The organism is Pseudomonas sp. JC1203, assembly GCF_056175065.1.
Genome location: NZ_JBWCAM010000006.1, coordinates 84397 through 103378, shown reverse-complemented (window position 1 = coordinate 103378; position 18982 = coordinate 84397). Strand labels below are relative to the sequence as shown.

The window sequence follows — 18982 nt, the reverse complement described above, 5'->3', positions numbered from 1 at the left end:
GGGTGGAAACCGTCGTGCGCCGGTTCGTCGGACGCGGGCTGGTTCATTCAGTTTTGATGCGCTAGCCAGCTCCCACCTTACAATGCCCTGCCCTCGAAAATGGAGCATGCCATGAACCAAACCATCCACATCGCCGCCGCCCTGCTGATCGGCCCCGACGGCAAGACCCTGCTGGTGCGCAAACGCGACACCCTGGCGTTCATGCAGCCTGGCGGCAAGATCGAGCCCGGCGAGCAGCCGGTGCATGCCCTGGCGCGCGAGCTGGACGAGGAACTGGGCGTGCGCATCGACACCGCCCAGGCGCAATACCTGGGCGCCTTCAGTGCACCGGCGGCCAACGAGCCGGGCTACGAGGTGCGCTGCGAGCTGTTCCGCGTGGATGTGGCGGGGCCGGTGACCATCGCCGCCGAGATCGAGGAGGCCGTGTGGGTGGATGGCGGCAGCCATGCCCAGCTCGAACTGGCGCCGCTCACCCGTGATCACATTCTGCCCCTGTACGCCGCTAGCGCACCGCGCTGACCCCATCCAGCGTCGAGAACGAGGTGTCCTTGGCCGTCAGCAGGAAGTCGCGCATGTACGGCGCGTCCAGCATGTCGGCGCGCACCGCCGCGTACAGCGTGGCGAACAGGCCTTTCTCGCCCAGGCGCTTGCCCTTCACGTAGCCGCGCGAGCTGTACTCATGCAGTGCCCAGTGCGGCATGCCGCACACGCCGCGGCCGCTGGCCACCAGTTGCATCATCATCACCGTGAGTTCCGAGGTGCGCACCTGGGCAGGCTCGACGTCGGCGGGCTCCAGGAAGCGGGTGAAGATGTCCAGGCGGTCGCGCTCCACCGGGTAGGTGATCAGGGTTTCGCTGACCAGGTCGTCGGGCACGATGTACGGCTTGCTCGCCAGTGCGTGCTGGTTGGCCACCGCCAGCATGGCTTCGTAGGTGAACAGCGGCACGTAGGTGATGCCCGGCAGTTCCAGCGGGTCGCTGGTCACCACCAGGTCCAGGTCGCCACGGGCCAGGGCCGGCAGCGGCGCGAAGGCGAAGCCCGAGGCCAGGTCCAGCTCCACTTCCGGCCAGGCGTCGCGGAACTGGTCGATGGTGGGCATCAGCCACTGGAAGCAGCTGTGGCATTCGATGGCCATGTGCAGGCGCCCGGCGGTGCCGCCAGCCAGCCGCGCAATGTCACGCTCGGCGCCGCGCAGCAGCGGCAGGGTGGCGTCGGCCAGTTGCAGCAGGCGCAGGCCGGCGCTGGTGAAGCGGATGGGTTTGGTCTTGCGCATGAACAGCGGCAACCCCAGGCGTTCTTCCAGCTCCTTGAACTGGTGCGACAGCGCCGATTGCGTCAGGTGCAGGCGCTCGGCCGCTTCCACCAGGCTGTCGGCTTCGCGCAGCGCGTGCAGGGTTTTCAGGTGTCGGATTTCCAGCATGAGCGCCTCTATGAAAATTTCTTGTGATCAACACGAATAGATTGAGTTTGTCTCATGTTGTGCCGGATGTCGATAATGGGCCCATCGAATACGGAGTACCGCACCATGGCCCACGCCACCCCACATGACCTGTCGTTCTACACCCAACGCCTGCTGGACGAGGTCGAACAGGCCCGGGCGCGCGGCGAGATGCCACGGCCGGTGCTGATGGGGCCGCTGAGCTACCTGTGGCTGGACCAGGCCAATGGCAGCGACGTGCGTGCGCTGAGCCGCCTGGAAGTGGTGCTGCCGGTGTATGGCGAGATCCTGGTGCGCCTGGCCCGCCTGGGCGTGGAATGGGTGCAGATCGACGAGCCGATCCTGACCCAGGAGCTGCCCCAGGCATGGAAAAGCGCCTTCGAGCGTGCCTACCACATTCTGCAGTACTCGCCGTTGAAGAAGCTGCTGGCCACCTACGGCGGCGCGCTGCAGGACAACCTCGGCCTGGCCGCGCACCTGCCGCTGGATGGCCTGCACGTGGACCTGGCCAGCGCCCCCGAACAGTTGACTGCGGTGCTGGACCGCGTACCCAGCTACAAGGTGCTGTCCCTGGCGGTGGCCATCGATGGCGCCGACCTGTGGTGCTGCGAGCTGGAAGCGGTGCAGGCGCAATTGCAGCCAGCGCGCCGCCGCTTCGGCGAGAACCTGTGGCTGTCCGGCGCCCGCTGGCTGGCGGACCTGGGCGGCCTGCTGCCCGATCTGCGCCCGGCTGCGCATGCGTGCCACATCACCAGCTGAGTGACCATTCAGCGCCCTTCATCAAACTGTCACTGAACTGTGGCAGCGCGCCCGCATGAAGTTCATCACACTCGCGCTCTACTGGGGATCTGCGTTTGTGGTGTTTTTCATGCGGGCAATTTTGTTTCTGGCTGCGCTGTTGTGCAGCCTTTCTTCTTTCGCGGCGTCTAGCTGTGATGTAAACGTCCCGGTGCGTCACGCACTGCTCAAGGACGTCAACCTGGCCTACCAGAGCATCGGTCGCGACGCCGACCCGGCGCTGCTGTTGGTGATGGGCCTGGGCGGGCAACTGATTCACTGGCCCGACGAGGTGGTGGTGGCGCTGTGCGAGCAGGGCTTCCGGGTGATTCGCTATGACAACCGCGACGTCGGGCTGTCCAGCTGGGCCCAGGCGCCCGACAGCGTCAACCTGACCTTCGAGGTGCTGCGCTACAAGCTCGGCCTGCCGGTGTCGGCGCCCTACAGCCTGACCGACATGGCCGGCGACGGCCTGGGCCTGATGGACGCGCTGCACGTGGGGCGCTTCCACCTGCTGGGGGCGAGCATGGGCGGCATGATCGCCCAGCACATGGCGGCCATGGCACCGCAGCGGGTTGAAAGCCTGACGCTGATCATGAGCAGTTCCGGCGACCCCGGCCTGCCCATGCCCAGCCCGGCGTTGCTGCAGCTGCTGGCCCGGCGTGGAGCGCCGAACCGCGAGGTGGCCATTGAACAGCAGGCCGACCTGCTGGCCGCGCTGGGTAGCCCCGACGTGGTAGACGACCGCCAGGTGCTGCTGCACCAGGCGGCGGTGTCCTACGACCGCGCGTTCAACCCCGAGGGCGTGAAGCGGCAGATTCTGGCGATACTCGCCGAGCCCAGCCGGGTGACGCTGCTCGATAACCTGCGGGTGCCAACCCTGGTGGTGCATGGCACGGCGGACCCGTTGCTGCCGGTGATGCACGGCGTGCACCTGGCGGCGCACATTCGCGGCAGCGAGCTGAAGCTGATCCCGGGGTTGGCGCACCGGTTCCAGGAGGCCTTCAAGGCGCCGTTGCTGGCGGCGGTATTGCCGTACCTGGACGCACAGAAACTGCACGACGCGCCGGTGGCCGGGTTGTAGAAACCCGTGTGGGAGCTGGCTTGCCAGCGAGCTGTCCAGGCCGTCAAAAGCTCGCTGGCAAGCCAGCTCCCACACGCTTTTATCAAGCCCTACCGAGCAAACTTGCTGACCTGGATCGCCAGCTTCTTCAGCCGGTACCACAGGCTGCGCTCGGTGATGCCCATCAACTGCGCCGCCGCGGCCTGCACGCCGTTGGTCTGCTGCAGGGCGGCGAGGATCCAGGCCTTTTCCACCTCGGCCAGCTTGCCATCCAGGTCGTTGGGTACGCCGCAGGGCACGGCGTCATCCGTGTGCCCGGCCGCGGCCTCGAACAGGTAGGCGGGCAGGTCCTGTTGTTCGATCAGCGTGCCCTGGGCAACGATGGTCGCGCGCTCCACGCAGTTCTGCAGTTCGCGGATGTTGCCCGGCCACGGGTAGTTGAGCATCGACTGCATGGCCTGCGGGCTGAAACCGGTGATGCGCTTGCCGCCCTCGGCGCCCAGCAGGCCGGCGAAGTGGTGGGCCAGGCCGGGGATGTCCTCGGTGCGTTCGCGCAGGGCGGGCAGGGGAATGGGGAAGACGTTGAGGCGGTAGTACAGGTCTTCGCGAAACTCCTTGCGCGCCACGGCTTCCACCAGGTTCTTGTGGGTGGCGGCGATGACGCGCACGTCCACCTTGCGCTCGCGGCTGTCGCCCACCGGCTCGATCAGGCGTTCCTGCAGCGCCCGCAGGATCTTGGCCTGCAGCGCCAGCGGCATGTCGCCCACCTCGTCGAGGAACAGCGTGCCCTTGTCGGCCTGCTGGAAGCGGCCAATACGGTCGCTGACCGCGCCGGTGAAGGCACCCTTGCGGTGGCCGAACATCTCGCTTTCCAGCAGCCCCTCGGGAATGGCCGCGCAGTTCACTGCCACGAACGGCTGGTCGGCGCGGTTGCCGTGCTGGTGGATGGCGCGCGCGACCATTTCCTTGCCGGTGCCGCTTTCGCCGGTCAGCAGGATGGTGGCGCTGCTCTCGCGCACCGAATCGATGGCCTGCAACACGCGGCGGAACGCCGGGCTCTCGCCCACCAGGTTGTCGAACTGATGGTGGTTGTCGAGCTCGGCGCGCATGCGCGCGTTGTCGCGCAGAATGTCGCGGAACTGCAGGGCCTTGTGCACGGTGATGTCCAGCTCGTCGATGTCGAACGGCTTGGCAATGTAGTCGAAGGCGCCGTCGCGCATGGACTTCACGGCGTTTTTCACCGTGGAATAGGCCGTCATGACAATGACCGGCACCTGCGGGTAACGCTGCTTGATCTCGGCCAGCAACTGCGGGCCGTCCATGCCGGGCATGCGCCAGTCGCTGATGACCAGGTCAATGCTTTCCTGCTCCATTACCTCCAGCGCCAGCAGGCCGTTGCCCGCAGTGAACACCTGCACCTGGTCCTGGCTGAGTGCCGACACCAGCAGGTCGCAGAGTTTCGGTTCGTCATCGACTACCAAAACGTTATGGCTCAAGCGGGTTCTCCTTCGCGGGCCGGAATATACAGGTTGAACGTGGCGCCTTGGCCGGGGGTGCTGACGCACTCGACGCGGCCGTCATGGTTTTCCATGATCGAGAACACTTTTGCAAGGCCAAGGCCGGTGCCCGAGGCCTTGGTGGTGACGAACGGGTTGAAGATGCGCTCCAGCAGGTCGCTGGAGATGCCCTGGCCGTCGTCCTCCACGCTCAGGCGGGTGTTGGCGCTTTCGCTGCTGATGCCCAGGGTCAGGTGGCCGCCCTGGGGCATGGCGTCGATGGCATTGAGCACCAGGTTCAGGCAGGCCTGCTTGAGCTGGCGGCTGTCGGCGTACAACGTGGCGCCGGGCGCGCGGTCTTCGATCAGCGCGTGGATGTTGTGGGTGGCAAGTTCGGGCGCGCAGAAGCCCAGTATGTCTTCCAGCAGGCCGCGCGCCGACATCACCGTGCGAATGGGCGGGCTGGGCTTGGCGAAGTCGAGGAACTCGGTGATCAGCTCGTTGATGCGGGTGACCTCCGATATCACGTATTCCAGGTGGCGCATGTCTGCTTCGGGCAGCACGGCGCGGCGGTGCAGCAGCTGCGTGGCGGTCTTGATGATGCCCAGCGGGTTGCGGATCTCGTGCGCCAGGCCCATGGCCACCTCGCCCATGGTGTGCAGGCGGTCACGGCGGCGCATCTGCGCTTCCAGGTGCTGCAGGGCCTGCAAGCCTTCGGTCATGTGGTTGAAGGTCATGCTCAACTCGGCCAGTTCGTCGTTGCCCAGTACCTCCACCTGCTGGCTGTAGTCGCCGGCGGTCACCGCGCGCACGCCTTCGGAGAGGGCGCGCACGGGCCGGGTGAACCGCCGCGTCACCAGAATGCCGACACCCAGGGACAGCGCCGAGCTGAGCAGGAAAATCAGCACGAACAGGTTGCTCTGGTTCACCAGCCCCAGCAGGCTGCTGTGGCGCAGCAGGCCGCTGAACACCACGCCTTGCAGGTTGCCCTTGTCGTTCAGCAATGGCCGGTACAGGCCACTGTACTGGCTCGTGAACTGCTCGGTGGGGTTCCTGGTGTCACGCAGTACCTGCTCGATACGCGGCGGCAGCAGGGGCGGGTGGTTTTCAAAGCGCTGGCTGGAAAACACCTCGGCGTAGCCTTGGTCGCTGGACAGGTACAGGCGCAGGTCGAGGGTGTGCACGTCGGCGACGCTGGTCAGGAAGCTGGCGTCGAGGAAGGTTGCCACCAGCAGTTGGTAGTCCTCGCCGTTCTGCTGGGTGGGGAAGGTGGACACCACCGTGCCGACGTTGGCGCTGCCGTTGTGGATGGTCTGCAGCACGGCGTCGGGCGCCAGGCTGATCTGCTGCACCACGTCGGCGGCGGCGGTGGAGAACACCACCTTGTGGTCGCGGTTGCGAATCAGCGCCACTACGTCGATGCCCATGGCGTCGGCGATGTCGCTGATCAGTTTGTCCTGGTGCTGCGCGCGTTTTTCGGTGGGCTCGTCGGCCCGGGCGTAGCGCAGGAACAGTTGGGCGACGCGGGCGTTGTCGCGCAGGATCTCGCTGATCTCGTCTTCGACGATCTTGGTCGATTCCTGCAGCCAGACGCGCACGTTGCTGTCGAAAATCTGCGCCAGGGTAGTGGCGGCCAATTCGGCGGCGATCATCGTCGGCACCACGCTGACCAGCCAGAACGCCAATATCAACTTGCGTTGCAGGTTCCAGCGCGACAGTCGAAAGGCGGACGGTTTCGGGGCAGGGGGTGTCATCGATACTCGCTTTTTCTGAAAGCTTCGCTGCCCGTGGGAGCGGGTTCTACCCGCGAAAAAAACACCGCGTGGTCTCTGTTGGAACGCAGCGCCTGTTTCGCGGGCAGAGCCCGCTCCCACGGAATATCGCGGAGATTAGCATGTAGCCCGACGTTGTTCGTCGGTGTATCAGGATGCCTGGGCAAGGCCCGGCGCGTGAAGCTGGATGAACTCTGCGCTCAGGCTGATCACTTTCGGGTATTGCAGGTCCACGGTGATCATGTGGTAACAGTCGTCCAGCAGCACCTTGGTCACCGGCCCGCCGATGTGCGCCTCGATGTAGTCGGCGTTCCAGCGGCTGGTGATGTCGTCTTCGCTGGAATGTATCACCAGCGCCGGCGTCTTGATGGTGGGCATGCCGCGTTTCACTTCGGCCACCAGGCGGTGCAACTCGCGGACGCTGATGCCCGACATGGTCAGCAGCCCCGCGTTGGCGCTCTCGCCGGCTTTCATCTGCTTCTCGACGATGGCACGCAACCGCGGGTTCTTGATCCCGTAGGGCGATTTCTCGTTGAAGCGGCAAATGTGTACGCCGAACGGGATGGCCATGAAAATGTTCGTCATGCGCGCCACCCAGGGCATGTTCCAGCCGTCATAGCGCAAGGTGGTCGAATACAGCAGCAACCCTGCCACCTCACCTGGCCGCTGGGCGGCCAGGTGCATCGACAGGACCGCGCCCATCGACAAGCCACCGACGAACACCTGCTCGTGCACCTTGCGGATGCCCTCGAAGGTGCTCAGCGCGCTGGCGTACCAGTCACGCCAGTTGGTGGCCTGCAGATCGGCGTTGTCCCCGCAGTGGCCAGCCAGGGTGGGCACGTATACCGTGTACCCCGCCTTGGCCAGCCCCTGGGCAACCTTGCGCAGCTCGGTGGGGGTGCCGGTCAGCCCGTGAATCAGCAGCACGGCCACCGGGCCGTTGCCGAGCACGAAGCTGGCGTCGCCAACACCCATATCGATCTGCGCGGCACTCACTTCTGGGTGACCCGGTGCAGCAGGCGGTCGAGCAGGGCGATGGCCAGGTCGATTTCCGGGTAGCTGATTTCCAGCGATGGCGCCAGGGTGATCACGTTCTTGTAGTAACCGCCCACGTCGAGGATCAGGCCCAGGCGGCGGCCGTCGATCTCGATGTCGCCCTTCATGCCTTCCTCGACCATTTCGTCGAGCTTGGCCTTGTCCGGGGTGAAGCCGTCTTCGCCACAGATTTCCATGCGCAGCGCCAGGCCCAGGCCGTCCACGTCGCCGACGATCTTGTAGCGCTTCTTCAGGTCTTCCAGGCCGGCCAGGAAGTATTTGCCCTTGGCCATGACCATGGCGCCGTAGTCGACTTCGCTGGTCATCTTGAACATTTCCAGGCCTACGGCGGTGCCCAGCGGGTTGGAGGCGAAGGTGGAGTGGGTGGAGCCTGGCGGGAAGATACCCGGGTTGATCAGCTCTTCACGGGCCCAGATGCCGCCCAGCGGGTTCAGGCCGTTGGTCAGTGCCTTGCCGAACACCAGCACGTCGGGTTTGACGTCGAAGTGCTCGATGGACCACAGCTTGCCGGTGCGGTAGAAGCCCATCTGGATTTCGTCCACCACCATCAGGATGCCGTGCTGGTCCAGGACCTGCTTCAGCTCGCTGTAGAAGTTCATTGGCGGGATCACGTAGCCACCGGTGCCCTGGATGGGCTCGACGTAGAAGGCGGCGTATTCGCACTGGCCGACTTTCGGGTCCCACACACCGTTGTATTCGGTTTCGAACAGGCGGGCGAACTGCTTCACGCAGTAGCTGCCGTACTCTTCCTTGGTCATGCCTTTGGGGCCGCGGAAGTGGTACGGGAACGGGATGAACTGCGCGCGCTCGCCGAAGTGGCCGTAGCGGCGACGGTAGCGGTAGCTGGAGGTGATGGACGAGGCGCCCAGGGTACGGCCGTGGTAGCCGCCTTCGAAGGCGAACATCAGGCTTTTGCCGTTGGAGGCGTTGCGCACCACTTTCAGCGAGTCTTCGATGGACTGCGAGCCGCCGACGTTGAAGTGCACGCGGCCGTCCATGCCGAATTTCTTCTTGGCATCGACCGCGATCATTTCCGACAGCTCGATCTTGCCTTTGTGCAGGTACTGGCTGGCGATTTGCGGCAGGGTGTCGATCTGCTGCTTCAGGGCGTTGTTCAGGCGCGGGTTGGCGTAGCCGAAGTTGACCGCCGAGTACCACATTTGCAGGTCGAGGTAGGCCTGGTCATTGGTGTCGTAGACGTAGGAACCTTCGCAGCGGCTGAAAATGCGCGGTGGCTCGATGTAGTGAACGGTGTCACCGAACGAGCAGTAGCGCGATTCCTTGTCCAGAAGGATCTGGTCTTCTTCGCTGGTGATGCGCGGGGTGTTAGACATGGTGGAAGAGTTCCTGCTGTTCTGAATTGAGGTGTGGAACGGTGTTGCCGGTGTATTGCGGCAGGGCGGCCAGCAGCGCTGGCAGCTCGGCGAAGGAATCGAAGCGGGCGTGGGCGATGCCATTGCGTTCGCAATGGTCGGCCAGGCTGCCCTTGGCGAACACGAAGTCGGCGGTGCCGGCCACGCACATGTCGGACTTGCCGTCGCCAATCACCAGGATGCGTTTGCTGGTGGGCGTCGACTTGCATTTGCAGTTGCCGGAAGCGGCACGGCAGGCGTCGCTGGCATGGGGGAACACGATGCGCCAGCTGTCGGCATCGACCTGGCGCAGCTGGTTGGCGATGATCGGCAGCAGCGGCGCGCCGTTGCGCGCCAGAATGCGGGCGATGGCCTGCTCCAGGCCGTCGCTGACCACCGCCAGGCTGGCGCCGCGCTCAAGTACCAGCTCGACAAAGGCGGTGAACGCCGGGTCGATGGTGACGCTGTCGAAATACTCCAGCAGTTGCGCCGGCTGGGCTTTCACCAGGGCCAGCTGTTGGCTCAGGCATTCACGGGAGCCGATCTCACCGGCCAGCCATTGCGCTTCGATGGCTTCCCAGCGCGGATCGGCGAAGCGATCCAGGATGTTGTCGATGACATCGCTCGGGGTGATGGTCCCGTCGAAGTCACACACGATATGCCAGTGCATCATCTGCAGTTACCTATGGGTCAGCAGCGCACTTTGCGCTTGCCCAGGGCTAGAGCAGGGAGCGTGCCAACCTGCTGGAGCCCTTGTTCTGCGGGCTCTGGAGGTGTTTCGTAAGCGCGAAGCTACAATTTTTGTAGGTTGCTACAAAGAACATGAGTGCTTGCGCCGCCAGCCTCGCGTGCGCGTTCATGCGCGGACGAACAACGTTACGGGAACCGCAATGTCACGAATCGATTTGCTGCTGGGGCTGCTGCTGGCCAGCCTGGCCGGTGGCGCCTGGGCCACGCCGCTCACCGGCGATGCCGGCGTAGGCGTTTCCTACCAGCCCAGTGAACCCACCGGCAGCCGTTACGAAACCAGGCCCATGCCGTACCTGGACCTGACCTGGGGCAACGTCGGCATCGACTCCGACGAAGGCCTGACCTGGGCCGCGCTGAAGACCGGTAACGGCTGGAGCGCAGGGCCGCTGGCCAACCTGGTGCAAGGTCGGGATGGCAACGACCGCCTGCGCGGCCTGCGGGATGTGCCGGACATGGTCGAGCTGGGCGGGTTCGTGCAGTACAGCCCGGTCGACTTCTGGCGCGTGTACGCCCAGGCCGGGCGGGCCGAAGGGGGTGGCCACGGCCAGGGCGGCACGCTCGGGCGGCTGGGCACCGAGCTGGATTACCCGCTGGGCGGCGGGGTGTTCGGCGCCACCGAACTGGTGGCGCATTTCGCCGACCAGCGCATGAACCAGACGTTCTTCGGTGTCGACGCCAACGAGGCACAGGCCAGTGGCATCGGCGCCTACAGGGCCAGCGGCGGGCTGCAGAACTGGACCCTGAGCCAGGGTGCGCAGTTTCCGTTGGCGCCGCATTGGTCGTTACTTGCCAACGTGGAGTGGGTGCACCTGAGTGGCTCGGCGGCGGACAGCAGCATCGTCAGCCAGCGTGGGCGGGTGAACCAGGGCGAGGTGCAGACGGCGGTGGCATACAAGTTTTGAGGTGCCTGGGGCGCAGCTGTTTCTGTGGGAGCTGGCTTGCCAGCGAGCTGTTGAGGCCCTAAAAGCTCGCTGGCAAGCCAGCTCCCACAATGCAGGTTGATGCTGCAGCTTATGACAGCCCGTACTTCTTCACCTTGTCGAATAGCGTGGTCTTGGCCATGCCCAGGTCCTGGCTGGCCTGGCTGAGGTTGCCGTTGTTGCGCGCCAGGGCATCGCTCAGCAGGTTGCGCTCAAAAGCTTCCACGGCCTCGGCAAACCCCACCCCCGGCGCGGCCTGGGTGCCGCTTTTCTTGAACGCCGGCAGCCCCAGCGCGTAACGCTCGGCCACGTTGCGCAGTTCACGCACGTTACCGGGCCAGTCGTGGCTCATCAGCCGCGACAGGGTCTGGTTGTCGAGCACCGGCACCTCGCGGTCGAAACGCAGCGCCGACTGTTCGAGGAAGTGTTCGAACAGTTGCAGGATGTCTTCGCGACGCTCGCGCAGCGGCGGCAGCTCCAGGGTTACCACATTGAGGCGGTAGTACAGGTCGCTGCGGAAACCGTTGCTGCGGCTGAGCTCGTCGAGGTCGGCCTTGGTGGCGGCGATCACCCGGCAATCCACCGCGATGCTCTGGTTCGACCCCAGGCGCTCCAGGGTGCGTTCCTGCAACACCCGCAGCAACTTGATCTGCAGGTTCAGTGGCATGCTTTCCACTTCGTCGAGGAACAGCGTACCGCCGTTGGCGTGCTCGATCTTGCCGATACGGCGCTTGCCGGCGCCGGTGAAGGCGTTGGCCTCGTGGCCGAAAATCTCGCTTTCGAACAGGTTCTCCGGCAGGCCGCCACAGTTCAGCGCCACGAAGGGCTGCGGCTGGCGCCGGCTGAAGTCGTGCAGGCAGCGCGCCACCAACTCCTTGCCGGTGCCGGTCTCGCCTTCGATCAACACATTGGCCGAGGTGTCGGCGACGTTGGCGATCAGCTCGCGCAGGTTCTGCATGGCCGGCGAGCGGCCGATGATGCGCCCTTCAAGGCTGCTGCGGCCGGCCAGCTGGCGGCGCAACGAGCTGACCTCGCGGGCCAGGCCGCGCTGCTCCAGGGCCCGGCGCACCACATCCACCAGGCGTTCGGGGGAGAAGGGTTTCTCCATGAAGTCGTAGGCGCCGCTGCGCATGGCACCCACCGCCATGCTGATGTCGCCATGGCCGGTGATCAGCACCACCGGCAGGCTCGGGTCGCGGGCCTTGAGGCGGTTCAGCAGCTCCAGGCCGTCGATGCCCGGCAGGCGGATATCGCTGACGACAATGCCGGCGAAGTCGTCGCCGATCAGCGCCAGCGCTTCCTCGGCGCTGCCCACGCCCTGGCACGGGATGTCTTCCAGGCTCAGGGCCTGTTGGCACCCGAGCAGCACATGGGGATCGTCCTCGACGATCAGAACGGTAAGCGAGGTGTTCATGACGGCTCGACTGATGAAGTGGGCGGTTGGGCGTTGAGTGCAGGCAAGGTCAGCACGAAGGCGGTGCCACCGTCGTCGGGGTGCTCGGCGCCCAGGCTGCCACCGGCTGCGGCGGCCAGGCTGGCGGAGAGTGTCAGGCCCAGGCCCAGGCCTTGCTCGCCCGGTTTGGTGGTGAAGAACGGTTCGAACAGGTGCTGACGGGTCTGCGGCGGCACGCCATGGCCGTTGTCGCGCACCCGCAGGCAATAGCGGCCATCGGCCAGGGTTTCGCCCTGCAGCCACAGCGCCGGGTTTTCCATGCCGTGCAAGGCATCCAGGGCGTTGCCGGCCAGGTTGCCGAGGATCTGCTCCAGGCGCGTCTGGCCCATGGGCAATTGTACCTCGCTGAACTGCCGGTGTACCTGCACGCCCTGGTCGCTGATGCGCGCGGCCAGCACCTGCAGGGTGGCGTCCACGGCCTGGGCCAGCGAGGCACGGCCGCGGTCCTCGCCCCGGCGCGCAAACGAGCGCAGGCTGGCGGTGATGCGGCCCATGCGGTCGATCAGCTGGTTCATGGTGGCAAGGTTGGTGCTGGCGGTGTCCAGGGCGCCGCGCTCCAGAAAACGCACGGTGTTGCCCGACAAGGTGCGCAGGGCCGCCAGCGGCTGGTTCAGCTCATGGGCGATGCTGGTGGACATCTGGCCGATGGCTGCCAGCTTGCCGGCCTGAACCAGCTCGTCCTGGGCGTGGCGCAGGGTTTCCTCGGCCTGGCGCCGCTCGCGAATCTGGCTTTTCAGCCGTTCGTTGCTGGCGCGCAGGTTCTCGGTGCGCTCGGCGATGCGCCGCTCAAGCTGGCTGTTCGCCTCTTGCAGGGCCTCGCGGGCGGCCAGGCGGGTGGCGATGACCTTGCGCCGTTCGTTCCAGGCAATCAGCAGGAAGGCCAGGAAAGCGAAGGCCACGGCCACCAGCACGCCCTGCACCATGGCTTCGCGGCGCAGGTCCTGCAGCGGGGTCAGCAGGGTGAAATGCCAGGGGGTGTCCTTCAGCTCGCGGGTCTGCGCCAGGTAGCTGACCTGGCGCGGGCTGCCGGTGCGGCTGGCGGGGCCGGGGAAGCTCAAGCGCTCCACGCCCTCGGCCAGGGTTTCGCGTTCCAGCGGCTGCAGTTCGGTCAGCGAGAACCAGTAGTACTGCAGGCTGCGCGCCAGCCTTTCCTTGATCTCCGGGGTCAGCGGGCGCACCGATTTCAGCCGCCGCGCCGGGTCGCTGGAAAGAATGATGATGCCGTTCTCGTCGCTGACGAAGGCTTCCAGTTGCGCCTTCTGCCAGCGCTCTTCAAGGCTTTCCATGCGCACCTTGACCACCGCCACGCCGACGATCTTGCCATGCTCTTCCAGGCCATGGGCCAGGTAGTAGCCGGGCTCGCCGGTGGTGGTGCCGATGCCATAGAAGCGCCCATCCTGGCCGCGCACGGCGTCCTGGAAATAGGCGCGGAAGGACAGGTCCTCGCCCAGGTAGCTGTTGGCGTCGCGCCAGTTGCTGGTGGCCTGCACCCGGCCGGTGGTGTCCAGCACGTAGATGGCGCTGCTGTGGCTGCGGCGGTTGAGGCCTTCCAGGTAGTCGTTGACGGCCTGGCGATGGCCTTCGCCGTCGGCGTCGCCCAGCAGCGTCGAGACGCTGCCTTCCAGCTCCAGCAGGCTGGGCAGGAAGGTGTATTTGTTGATCTCGCTTTCCACCGCCCGGCCGTTCAGTTCCAGCTGGCGCTCGCCGCTCTCGCCCAGGGTGCGAATGCCGTTGTAGAGGCTGGCGCGATAACCGGCATAGCCCAGGCCCACGGTCAGCAGCAGGATCAGGGGGGGCAGGAACAGGTGGCGAATCAGACGGGGTTTCACGGCAAGGGCAGGCGAGGTCGCACGGGAATGATCAGGGTCGCATTTCATCACAGTGCCTTGGGGCCTGCCAGCGCCGGGTGCCCGCGTGGGCACCCGGGCAGGGCTTTTAGTGTTGCAGGATCTTGGCGAGGAACTGCTGCGCACGTTCCGAGCGTGCGCTCACGTCACCGAAGAACTCTTCCTTGGGGCAGTCTTCGACGATCTGGCCCTTGTCCATGAAGATCACCCTGTTGGCCACCTTGCGTGCGAAGCCCATCTCGTGGGTCACGCACATCATGGTCATGCCTTCGTGGGCGAGCTGCACCATCACGTCCAGCACTTCGTTGACCATTTCCGGGTCCAGCGCCGAGGTCGGTTCGTCGAACAGCATGACGATCGGGTCCATGGCCAGGGCGCGGGCGATGGCCACGCGCTGTTGCTGGCCACCGGAAAGCTGCCCGGGGTGCTTGTGGGCGTGGGCGGAAAGGCCTACGCGCTCCAGCAGTTTCAGGCCCTTGGCAGTGGCTTCTTCCTTGCTGCGCCCCAGTACCTTGATCTGCGCGATGGTCAGGTTCTCGGTGATGGTCAGGTGCGGGAACAGTTCGAAATGCTGGAACACCATGCCCACCCGCGAACGCAGCTTGGGCAGGTTGGTCTTGGGGTCGGCGATGGAGGTGCCATCGACGTCGATATCACCCTTCTGGAACGGCTCCAGGGCGTTGACGCACTTGATCAGCGTGGACTTGCCCGAGCCCGAGGGCCCGCACACCACTACCACTTCACCTTTCTTGACTTCGGTGCTGCAGTCGGTCAGCACCTGGAAGTCTCCGTACCACTTGTTGACGTGCTTGATGGAAATCATACGGCTAACCTTTTATGCAGACGCTTGACCAGCAGCGAGGCGGAGAAGCTGATGACGAAGTAGACGAAGCCGGCGAAAATCAGGAACTCGTTGGACTGGCCGATGATATCGCCATTGGCCCGCGCCGAGTTGAGGAAGTCCACCAGGCCCACGGTGTAGACCAGCGAGGTGTCCTGGAACAGGATGATGCTCTGCTGCAGCAGCAGCGGGGTCATCTTGCGGAACGCCTGGGGCAGGATGATCAGGCGCATGGTCTGGCCGTAGGTCATGCCCATGGCCTGGGCGGCGCCCATCTGGCCCTTGGGAATGGACTGCACGCCGGCACGCACGATTTCGCAGAAGTACGCCGCCTCGAACATCATGAAGGCCACGACGCAGGAGGTGAACGCGCCCACGGGCGTGTCTTCGCCGGTGATCCAGCGCAGCACGAACGGCACCGCCAGGTAGAACCAGGTAATCACCAGCAGCAGCGGGATGGAGCGGAAATAGTTGACGTAGGCACCGGCAACCCGCGACAGCAGCTTGCTCGGCGACAGCCGCATCAGCGCCAGCAGGGTACCCAGCACAATGCCGCCGACCACGCCCATGACCATCAGCTGCAGGGTCATCAGCATGCCGTTCCACAGGCCGGGCAGGGCGGGAATGATTCCACTGAAGTCCATTTACTTGCCCCCCACGGAGATGAGGCCGGGCACGGCGACTTTCTTCTCGATCAGGCGCATCAGCAGCATCAGGCTCATGTTCAGGGTGAAGTAGATCAGCGTCGCCAGGGTGAAAGCCTCGAAAAGGTTGGCGGAGAACTCGGCGGTCTGCTTGGTCTGCGCCAGCAGCTCCATCAGGCCGATCAGCGAAGCCACCGAGGAGTTCTTGAACACGTTGAGGAATTCCGAGGTAAGCGGCGGAATGATGATGCGGTAGGCCTGGGGCAGCAGCACGTTCCAGTAGATCTGCGGCAGCTTGAAGCCCATGGCCCGGGCGGCCGATTCCTGGCCCTTGGGCAGCGCCTGGATACCGGTGCGCACCTGTTCGCAGACGCGCGCGGCGGTGAACAGGCCCAGGCACACCACCACGCTGAGGAAGGCTGCGGTAGTGGGGTTGAGGTCTTGCTTGAACCAGTCCTGGAAGCCTTGGGGCATCAGGTCGGGAATCACGAAGTACCAGATGAACAGCTGCACCAGCAGCGGCACGTTGCGGAATATTTCCACGTAAGTGGTGGCGATCGCCGATACCCAGCGGTTGGGCACGGTGCGCATCACGCCGAGCACGGAGCCCAGCAGCAAGGCAATGATCCAGGCGGCAACGGCGATACCGATGGTCCAGCCCAGGCCGGCCAGGTACCAGTCCAGGTAGATCTCGTTGCCAATGCCGGTGGACTTGAAGAACACGCCCCAGTCCCAGTTGTAATTCATCAGGGTCTCCCCTTGAGTTGCGATTCACGGGCACCTGCAGTCATCCACCGGCATGCACATGCCAGTGGATGATTGAAGGTTAGACGGTGCGGGCGGATCAGTCCTTGGCGGGCTGGTCGGTCGGGTTGGCGATCAGGTTTTTCAGCTCGTCGCTTTCCGCAAACATCAGGTTAAGGCCCTTCGGCGGGATCGGCTGGGTGAACCACTTGTTGTAGATGGTGTTGATTTCGCCAGACTTGAACACGGCGACGATGGCGTCATCCACGGCTTTCTTGAACGCCGGGTCACCCTTGCGCACCATGCAGCCGTAGATTTCGTGGGACTGCGCGGTACCGGTCACGGCCCAGTCGTCAGGCTTCTTGGCCTTGGCCATCTCGCCGGCCAGCAGGGCATCGTCCATCATGAAGGCCACGGCGCGGCCCGATTCCAGCATCTGGAAGGATTCGCCGTGGTCCTTGGCCGAGATCACGTTCATGCCCATCTGCTTCTCGGCGTTCATGGCCTTGAGCAGGCGCTCGGAGGTGGTGCCGGCGGTGGTCACCACGTTCTTGCCCTTGAGGTCGGGGAAGTCCTTGTAGGGCGAGTCTTTCTTGGCCAGCAGGCGCGTGCCGATCTCGAAGATGCCCACCGAGAAGTCGACCTGTTGCTGGCGCTCGGCGTTGTTGGTGGTGGAGCCGCACTCGATGTCGACGGTGCCGTTCTGCACCAGCGGGATACGCGTCTGCGAGGTGACCAGGTTGTACTTGACGTTCAGGTTGGGCAGGTCGAGGTCTTTCTTGATGGCCTCGACGATTTTCAACTGGATGTCATGGGAATAGCCGACCGGTTTGCCCGATGCGTCAGCGATGTAGGAGAAAGGGATGGAGGCGTCACGATGGCCCAGGGTGATCGTGCCCGAATCCTTGATCTTCTTGAGGGTGCCGGTCAGCTCTTCGCCCATGGCAGGGCTGCTGATCAGTGCTGCAGCGATGGCTGCACCCAACAGGGTGTGAATGATGCGCATCTATGTCTCCTCGACCTTTGTTTTTTTTATGGAGCCGTCTGGGGGCTCGTTCGTTCAGCAGTCTGTGCTGCGGATTCCGATGAAGAGTGTAGAGCATGAGTCGTGCCAGAACCGGGACGATAGTCCAAGGGCTTGATTGGCAAGGGGATTAAACTTTAATGAAGGGGATGTGGCGGGGCTGGTTGGTCGGATGGCCGAATGCTGGCACGTCAGTCATTCGGAAAGCCGACCGGCCCCGTAGGCGGCCTGCGGCCGCTGCTACGGAGCGGCGTCCTTATGCGGCCTGGGTGTGAGCCGGCTTGGCCAGGTAAGCCGCCAGCTTCTGCTGCTCGGCCGCCGTGGTGAACAGGCCCAGCTTGGTACGGCGCCACAGGATGTCGGCGGCGTCGACGGCCCATTCCTGCTGGCGCAGGTAGTCCACTTCGCGGCTGTACAGGTTGGCGCCGATCAGGTCGCCCAAATCTGCCAGGCCTTGCACGCCGTCCAGCAACTTCCAGCTGCGGCTGCCGTAGGTGATTGCCCAGCGCCGGGCAAGCTCGCGCGGCAGCCAGCCATGCTTGGCCACCAGCGCTTCGGCCAGGGCTTGCGGGGTGGTCATCTGTTCGCCGCCGGGCAGTGTCGCGGTGCCGGTCCAGCTGCCTTTCATGTGCTTGAAGAACGGTGCCAGCTGCGCCATGGCCGACTCGGCCAGCTTGCGGTAAGTGGTCAGCTTGCCGCCGAACACCGACAACAGCGGTGCGTCGTCGCCGCTGCCCGACAGCGACAAGGTGTAGTCGCGGGTCACTGCCGACGGGTTGTCGGACTCGTCGTTGCACAGCGGGCGCACGCCGGAGTAGGTGTGCAGGATGTCGTCGCGCTGCAGTTGTTTCTTGAAGTGCGCGTTCACCACCTTCAGCAGGTAATCGGTCTCGGCTTCGGTAATACTCACTTTCGCCGGGTCACCGGTGTATTCGCGGTCGGTGGTGCCGATGATGGTGAAGCGTTCCATGTACGGAATGGTGAAGACGATGCGCTGGTCCTCGTTCTGCAGGATGTGCGCCTGTTCGCCTTCATACAGCTTGGGCACGATCAGGTGGCTGCCCTGGATCAGGCGGATGCCGTACGGCGAATCCAGTTTCAGGTCATCGCGAATGAACTTCGCCACCCACGGGCCGGCGGCGTTGACCAGCGCCTTGGCGTGAATGGAGAACAGACTGCCGTCGGCGCGCTCCAAGTGCACATGCCACAGGCCCTTGATGCGCCGGGCATTCAGGCAGCGGGTGCGGGTGTGCAGGTGGGCGCCGTGTTCGCGGGCGGCCATGGCGTTGAGCACCACCAGGCGGGCGTCGTCCACCCAGCAGTCGGAGTATTCAAACCCGCGGGTAATTTCGCTCTTCAACACGCTGTTCGCCCCGAACTTCAGGCTGCGCGAACCGGCCAGCTTCTCGCGCTTGCCCAGGTGGTCGTACAGGAACAGGCCGGCGCGGATCATCCACGCCGGGCGCAGGTGCGGACGGTGTGGCAGCACGAAGCGCATGGGCTTGACGATATGCGGGGCCTTGGCCAACAGCACTTCACGCTCGGCCAACGCTTCGCGCACCAGGCGGAATTCGTAGTGTTCAAGGTAACGCAGGCCGCCGTGGATCAGCTTGCTGCTGGCCGACGAGGTGTGGCTGGCCAGGTCGTCCTTTTCGCAAAGGAACACCGACAGCCCGCGACCTGCCGCGTCCGCTGCGATGCCGACGCCATTGATACCGCCGCCAATCACGGCAACGTCATAGACTTCGGCGAGCGGCGGGGTGGGCAAGGTGGTGTGGGGCATGACGGCCTCCTGCTGTTATTCG

17 protein-coding genes are annotated in these 18982 nt (G+C 64.8%); 4 read left to right on the top strand and 13 right to left on the bottom strand.

Annotation, left to right across the window (positions count from 1 at the left end):
• Nucleotides 1-111 precede the first annotated feature (111 nt).
• On the top strand, nucleotides 112-519 hold the full coding sequence (locus AC0SZ7_RS11215; RefSeq protein WP_475504465.1) for an NUDIX hydrolase: 408 nt from the start codon (nucleotides 112-114) through the stop codon (nucleotides 517-519).
• Here AC0SZ7_RS11215 and metR read toward each other — a convergent pair.
• The gene (metR, locus tag AC0SZ7_RS11210; RefSeq protein WP_475504464.1) at nucleotides 503-1420 is read right to left on the bottom strand and encodes a transcriptional regulator MetR; all 918 of its coding nucleotides are present in this window, start codon (nucleotides 1418-1420) and stop codon (nucleotides 503-505) included. The two genes, AC0SZ7_RS11215 and metR, sit on opposite strands and share 17 nt — an antisense overlap.
• Before the next feature lie 75 nt (nucleotides 1421-1495).
• Here metR and AC0SZ7_RS11205 point away from each other — a divergent pair, with 75 nt between their 5' ends.
• Together AC0SZ7_RS11205 and AC0SZ7_RS11200 are read left to right on the top strand one after the other, a co-directional pair.
• Entirely contained in the window at nucleotides 1496-2197 is a 702-nt protein-coding gene (locus AC0SZ7_RS11205; RefSeq protein ID WP_475504463.1) for a uroporphyrinogen decarboxylase/cobalamine-independent methonine synthase family protein, read from the top strand.
• A 109-nt stretch (nucleotides 2198-2306) separates the two neighbouring features.
• Nucleotides 2307-3299: an alpha/beta fold hydrolase gene (locus tag AC0SZ7_RS11200; RefSeq protein WP_475504462.1), complete on the top strand. Its 993-nt coding sequence runs from the start codon at nucleotides 2307-2309 to the stop codon at nucleotides 3297-3299.
• 89 nt (nucleotides 3300-3388) lie between these two features.
• Here AC0SZ7_RS11200 and AC0SZ7_RS11195 read toward each other — a convergent pair whose 3' ends face one another.
• From AC0SZ7_RS11195 to AC0SZ7_RS11175, 5 genes are all read right to left on the bottom strand, one after another.
• On the bottom strand, nucleotides 3389-4774 hold the full coding sequence (locus AC0SZ7_RS11195) for a sigma-54-dependent transcriptional regulator (protein ID WP_475504461.1): 1386 nt from the start codon (nucleotides 4772-4774) through the stop codon (nucleotides 3389-3391).
• Nucleotides 4771-6528: a sensor histidine kinase gene (locus AC0SZ7_RS11190; RefSeq protein WP_475504460.1), complete on the bottom strand. Its 1758-nt coding sequence runs from the start codon at nucleotides 6526-6528 to the stop codon at nucleotides 4771-4773. Before AC0SZ7_RS11190 ends, AC0SZ7_RS11195 begins: the two co-directional genes overlap by 4 nt.
• A 168-nt stretch (nucleotides 6529-6696) precedes the next feature.
• On the bottom strand, nucleotides 6697-7521 hold the full coding sequence (locus AC0SZ7_RS11185; RefSeq protein ID WP_475504622.1) for an alpha/beta hydrolase: 825 nt from the start codon (nucleotides 7519-7521) through the stop codon (nucleotides 6697-6699).
• A 17-nt stretch (nucleotides 7522-7538) separates the two neighbouring features.
• Nucleotides 7539-8936, bottom strand: coding sequence for an aspartate aminotransferase family protein (locus AC0SZ7_RS11180; RefSeq protein WP_455923792.1), 1398 nt, complete (start codon nucleotides 8934-8936; stop codon nucleotides 7539-7541).
• Nucleotides 8929-9627, bottom strand: a complete 699-nt coding sequence (locus tag AC0SZ7_RS11175) for an MtnX-like HAD-IB family phosphatase (RefSeq protein ID WP_475504459.1) — start codon at nucleotides 9625-9627, stop codon at nucleotides 8929-8931. The genes AC0SZ7_RS11180 and AC0SZ7_RS11175 overlap by 8 nt, the downstream gene beginning before the upstream one ends.
• 217 nt (nucleotides 9628-9844) lie before the next feature.
• Between AC0SZ7_RS11175 and AC0SZ7_RS11170 the strand changes: the two genes are divergently transcribed.
• Nucleotides 9845-10606 carry a MipA/OmpV family protein gene (locus AC0SZ7_RS11170; RefSeq protein WP_475504458.1) on the top strand — a complete coding sequence of 254 codons (762 nt, stop codon included), beginning with the start codon at nucleotides 9845-9847 and terminating at the stop codon, nucleotides 10604-10606.
• A gap of 109 nt (nucleotides 10607-10715) precedes the next feature.
• Here AC0SZ7_RS11170 and aauR read toward each other — a convergent pair whose 3' ends face one another.
• From aauR to glpD, 7 genes are all read right to left on the bottom strand, one after another.
• Nucleotides 10716-12038, bottom strand: a complete 1323-nt coding sequence (aauR, locus tag AC0SZ7_RS11165) for a two-component response regulator AauR (RefSeq protein WP_475504457.1) — start codon at nucleotides 12036-12038, stop codon at nucleotides 10716-10718.
• Nucleotides 12035-13954: a two-component sensor histidine kinase AauS gene (gene aauS, locus AC0SZ7_RS11160; protein ID WP_475504456.1), complete on the bottom strand. Its 1920-nt coding sequence runs from the start codon at nucleotides 13952-13954 to the stop codon at nucleotides 12035-12037. Before aauS ends, aauR begins: the two co-directional genes overlap by 4 nt.
• A gap of 58 nt (nucleotides 13955-14012) precedes the next feature.
• Entirely contained in the window at nucleotides 14013-14747 is a 735-nt protein-coding gene (locus AC0SZ7_RS11155) for an amino acid ABC transporter ATP-binding protein (RefSeq protein ID WP_475504455.1), read from the bottom strand.
• A complete protein-coding gene (locus AC0SZ7_RS11150) occupies nucleotides 14744-15409 on the bottom strand; it encodes an amino acid ABC transporter permease (RefSeq protein WP_475504454.1) in 666 nt (221 codons plus the stop codon). Before AC0SZ7_RS11150 ends, AC0SZ7_RS11155 begins: the two co-directional genes overlap by 4 nt.
• Nucleotides 15410-16156: an amino acid ABC transporter permease gene (locus tag AC0SZ7_RS11145; RefSeq protein ID WP_475504453.1), complete on the bottom strand. Its 747-nt coding sequence runs from the start codon at nucleotides 16154-16156 to the stop codon at nucleotides 15410-15412.
• Between the two features lie 97 nt (nucleotides 16157-16253).
• Complete coding sequence (locus AC0SZ7_RS11140) at nucleotides 16254-17159, bottom strand: glutamate/aspartate ABC transporter substrate-binding protein (RefSeq protein WP_475504452.1); 906 nt, start codon at nucleotides 17157-17159, stop codon at nucleotides 16254-16256.
• Between the two features lie 274 nt (nucleotides 17160-17433).
• Complete coding sequence (gene glpD / locus AC0SZ7_RS11135) at nucleotides 17434-18960, bottom strand: glycerol-3-phosphate dehydrogenase (RefSeq protein WP_475504451.1); 1527 nt, start codon at nucleotides 18958-18960, stop codon at nucleotides 17434-17436.
• Nucleotides 18961-18982 lie beyond the last annotated feature (22 nt).

Bases quoted from the DNA above. Each gene is read 5' to 3' on its own strand.
- AC0SZ7_RS11215 (WP_475504465.1), top strand. From the start codon at position 112: ATGAACCAAACCATCCACATCGCCGCCGCCCTGCTGATCGGCCCCGAC.
- metR (WP_475504464.1), bottom strand. From the start codon at position 1,420: ATGCTGGAAATCCGACACCTGAAAACCCTGCACGCGCTGCGCGAAGCC.
- AC0SZ7_RS11205 (WP_475504463.1), top strand. From the start codon at position 1,496: ATGGGCCCATCGAATACGGAGTACCGCACCATGGCCCACGCCACCCCA.
- AC0SZ7_RS11200 (WP_475504462.1), top strand. From the start codon at position 2,307: ATGCGGGCAATTTTGTTTCTGGCTGCGCTGTTGTGCAGCCTTTCTTCT.
- AC0SZ7_RS11190 (WP_475504460.1), bottom strand. From the start codon at position 6,528: ATGACACCCCCTGCCCCGAAACCGTCCGCCTTTCGACTGTCGCGCTGG.
- AC0SZ7_RS11185 (WP_475504622.1), bottom strand. From the start codon at position 7,521: ATGGGTGTTGGCGACGCCAGCTTCGTGCTCGGCAACGGCCCGGTGGCC.
- AC0SZ7_RS11180 (WP_455923792.1), bottom strand. From the start codon at position 8,936: ATGTCTAACACCCCGCGCATCACCAGCGAAGAAGACCAGATCCTTCTG.
- AC0SZ7_RS11175 (WP_475504459.1), bottom strand. From the start codon at position 9,627: ATGATGCACTGGCATATCGTGTGTGACTTCGACGGGACCATCACCCCG.
- AC0SZ7_RS11170 (WP_475504458.1), top strand. From the start codon at position 9,845: ATGTCACGAATCGATTTGCTGCTGGGGCTGCTGCTGGCCAGCCTGGCC.
- aauR (WP_475504457.1), bottom strand. From the start codon at position 12,038: ATGAACACCTCGCTTACCGTTCTGATCGTCGAGGACGATCCCCATGTG.
- aauS (WP_475504456.1), bottom strand. From the start codon at position 13,954: ATGAAATGCGACCCTGATCATTCCCGTGCGACCTCGCCTGCCCTTGCC.
- AC0SZ7_RS11155 (WP_475504455.1), bottom strand. From the start codon at position 14,747: ATGATTTCCATCAAGCACGTCAACAAGTGGTACGGAGACTTCCAGGTG.
- AC0SZ7_RS11150 (WP_475504454.1), bottom strand. From the start codon at position 15,409: ATGGACTTCAGTGGAATCATTCCCGCCCTGCCCGGCCTGTGGAACGGC.
- AC0SZ7_RS11145 (WP_475504453.1), bottom strand. From the start codon at position 16,156: ATGAATTACAACTGGGACTGGGGCGTGTTCTTCAAGTCCACCGGCATT.
- AC0SZ7_RS11140 (WP_475504452.1), bottom strand. From the start codon at position 17,159: ATGCGCATCATTCACACCCTGTTGGGTGCAGCCATCGCTGCAGCACTG.
- glpD (WP_475504451.1), bottom strand. From the start codon at position 18,960: ATGCCCCACACCACCTTGCCCACCCCGCCGCTCGCCGAAGTCTATGAC.